The organism is Dehalococcoidia bacterium, from assembly GCA_041653995.1.
GTDB lineage: Bacteria > Chloroflexota > Dehalococcoidia > GIF9 > UBA5629 > CAIMUM01.
On record JBAZEK010000066.1, the window covers coordinates 1 to 2,821 of the forward strand.

4 protein-coding genes are annotated in these 2,821 nt (G+C 50.7%); all 4 read left to right on the forward strand.

Features of this window, described 5'->3' with window-relative positions; all coding sequences use genetic code 11:
• Window positions 1–1,091 (forward strand): hypothetical protein (locus WC359_15450; GenBank protein ID MFA5401847.1); only part of this gene is annotated, 1,091 nt, incomplete at its 5' end.
• 190 nt (window positions 1,092–1,281) lie between these two features.
• On the forward strand, window positions 1,282–1,653 hold the full coding sequence (locus tag WC359_15455; GenBank protein ID MFA5401848.1) for a hypothetical protein: 372 nt from the start codon (window positions 1,282–1,284) through the stop codon (window positions 1,651–1,653).
• A gap of 93 nt (window positions 1,654–1,746) precedes the next feature.
• Window positions 1,747–2,316 carry a hypothetical protein gene (locus WC359_15460; protein MFA5401849.1) on the forward strand — a complete coding sequence of 190 codons (570 nt, stop codon included), beginning with the start codon at window positions 1,747–1,749 and terminating at the stop codon, window positions 2,314–2,316.
• Window positions 2,317–2,407: 91 nt separating this feature from the next.
• Window positions 2,408–2,821, forward strand: a 414-nt coding sequence (locus WC359_15465) for a hypothetical protein (GenBank protein ID MFA5401850.1), incomplete at its 3' end; no start/stop codon positions are given.

The window sequence follows — 2,821 nt, forward strand, 5'->3', positions numbered from 1 at the left end:
ATAACCTCCAACGTAAATCCATAGCTGCACCTGTGTCGGTAGCCCCACCGAATAAATTGGTGTTGCAATACGGAGATACTGTAAGAATCAGTATTCGCTTTGAATACCAGGGTCCCAGCGGCACTGTTAAAATTCATGGCGCTATCGGTACTAAAGGTTGGGCGGGATTCGACGAGGTACTAATGAATGAGCGGGTCATCGATGTACCCAATTCCCCGACATCGTATGCTGTTGTGAATGGCTATGTCGATATCACCGTCAGCTCCGCTATCGAAGCCGGAACTGATTATGATCTGTATGCGAAGATCAATGAGCATCCCAGCATTGCCGACACCGTTGAGGATTGCATCGATATCACCGGTTTAAAACCAACTTATTCGCTGGTTTATGAACAGGACTATCCTTTCGCATGGCTTTACAAAGGAGAAGCCCAGGGACTGATCGCAGAGTATCGCATTAGCCCCTTTGACGGATCTGTTTTGAAAGGTGAAGAGTTCGCCGCCGCACTTCGTGATCAGATTATTGCTCAGGGCGGCCACATCCTTTCCGTTAAAGCCTATGCGGATATAAACCCGTTGCTATGGACCGATATCCGGGTAGAGATTGAATACGTTCCTCCGGAGACAATAGCAGGGCGAATATCATTCGCCTGGGTACCGGTTATTCAGATCGTAATACTCGCCCTGGCAGCCATCGGCATAACTGTAGCTCTGACCTTACTTATCAAGGAAGTCGTCAGAATATTCAATCCCAAGCCGGACCTCGAGGCAGCCAAACAGGGCTGGAGTAAACCGACCATGATCGACGCCATCCAGGAAATGCAGGAATACTACAACCTGCCGGTTACTCCGAATGAACAGCTGGAAGCCATGAGTGAAACTGAGGTACGTGATTACCTGGATGAAGTGGCAGAGGAAAATGTCCCCATGGGGACAAACTGGCTACCGGTTGTCTTAATTGCCGGCGGTGCCTTAGTTCTCTTCGGATTAACCAGAAAGACTGAGAGTGGAGAACGCGGGTACCAGGTAGTACAAAGAAAAGCCAGCGCAGCAAAACAATTAATAGTTGGCAAGAAGGAAGAAAAGGCATAGAATTTAGTAACTAATTAAATAGAATCTTTTAAGGGAAGCTGGGCACTTTTCTACAGAGGGATTGCGCCCAGCTTCCCTTATTTGTAGGGAGTGCCCAGCTTCTAAAAGATAAAGACTCCTGCCAGGTGCAGACAGAAAAAGTCTGGTGGTCGACAGGAGTAGGTTAACCAAACTAAGGAGACTTGCAATAATGAAAGTCGAAATCAATATGATCGACGACGTACTGCCCCCAGTGGCAGTCACCGCAGTCAACATCATGGCACAGAAGAACACCTCCATCAAGATCTTGGGGCAGAACCTGCAGCAGGGTCTGAATATCCTCATGACGGTTGGAGGGTATATGTCTGCGGCCATGGGATGGGGCGGGCAATATAGCACCGCTCTGAAAAATCTGGGTATGGCAGCCGCGCCTGGCGTTCTCATCAACCTGTATAACAAACTGGGCACACCGGCGACTCCCGCCAGCATCCAGTCGATAAACCGGTCTATCACCATGAACCGTGTTTCACGGTATCCCGGACCGGCGCCTGAAACTCCTTATCAGAACATCAGGCTGGTTTAAAAAAGTATCCATAAACTCCTGCCAGAATTAGACAGAGGATATCTGGCCCGGTCGATAGGAGATAAATAACTTATAGTAGGAGTTATACACGAAATGAGTTACGTTGTTCCTACCAATGAATTAACGTTAACCGACATCAAGAAATACAAGGGCGATGCAATAAACGCCGGTATTTCCCGAGCCTTAGCTCTCGGTATCGGGCGTGTGGAAACCGGGCTGGTCGTACGTCATGCACTGCCATTCACCGATTTTGGTAATGGCGCTGTCGGCTGGACCATCGAAGAATACCGCAATCCCGTTATTGCCGCGGCTGGCTGGGGATCAGCATTTGATGCCGGTGCTCTACCCGCGAATGCACCCACCTTAGCAAATGGCAAGGTAGCTGTATTCTACAAGTTTGCTGATTACTCCGCCAACCCCGTCATCACCGGCGTCCGCTTCCGCATCGGCGGCACTGGCGCAACCACCAAGGGGACGTTCTTCCAGCAGCTTGAGACAGGCGCCAAACTTGAACCCGATGTCTACTTCTCCGAGCCGGTCGTTTACGATCCGCAGGATGTAGTGTACATCGAGAATTACTACGACGGTGCCATCGCAGCCCTGACCGAGCTTTTTGCTTTCGGTTGCTTCATCATCGAGCGTCTCGGCGCCAACATCTCATAATATGTTGGTAATCTTCACAATAAAATAGAACCTGGGGAGAGCGGAATTTTAACGCTCTCCCCGGACTCATTAAGGAAGGAAGGAGGAAAAAATGAGTCTTGCATCAGAAATTAAGGCGATCTTCAGGGACAAAGAATCCCTGGCGTATGCTCCGCCCGCTGTTTACACCAGTGTCGTCGGTGCATACAACGTCTTCACCATTACCGGACCTGTCCTGATCTATCTTCTCGGAGGTAGAGCAACGGCAGCGGCCGGCGGTGCTACGACAGTAGCTTCCCTCATCAATGGCGTCGCAGGTGAGGCAGCCGCAGTTGCCGTTAACGGCGCTGTCGGTACTGTATGGGCGACCCCGTTAAACGTTGCCGGTGTTATCGCTGGCGCGGCCGGCGCATTGCCGTTAACCACTGCCCTACTTCATCCGCCTCAGGGTATGTTAGCAGGTATCGGCGCCGCAGCTAACGGCGTAATCACCCTTACCTTTGCCGTAAGTACCTGGACAGGTGAT

Bases quoted from the DNA above. Each gene is read 5' to 3' on its own strand.
- WC359_15455 (MFA5401848.1), top strand. From the start codon at position 1,282: ATGAAAGTCGAAATCAATATGATCGACGACGTACTGCCCCCAGTGGCA.
- WC359_15460 (MFA5401849.1), top strand. From the start codon at position 1,747: ATGAGTTACGTTGTTCCTACCAATGAATTAACGTTAACCGACATCAAG.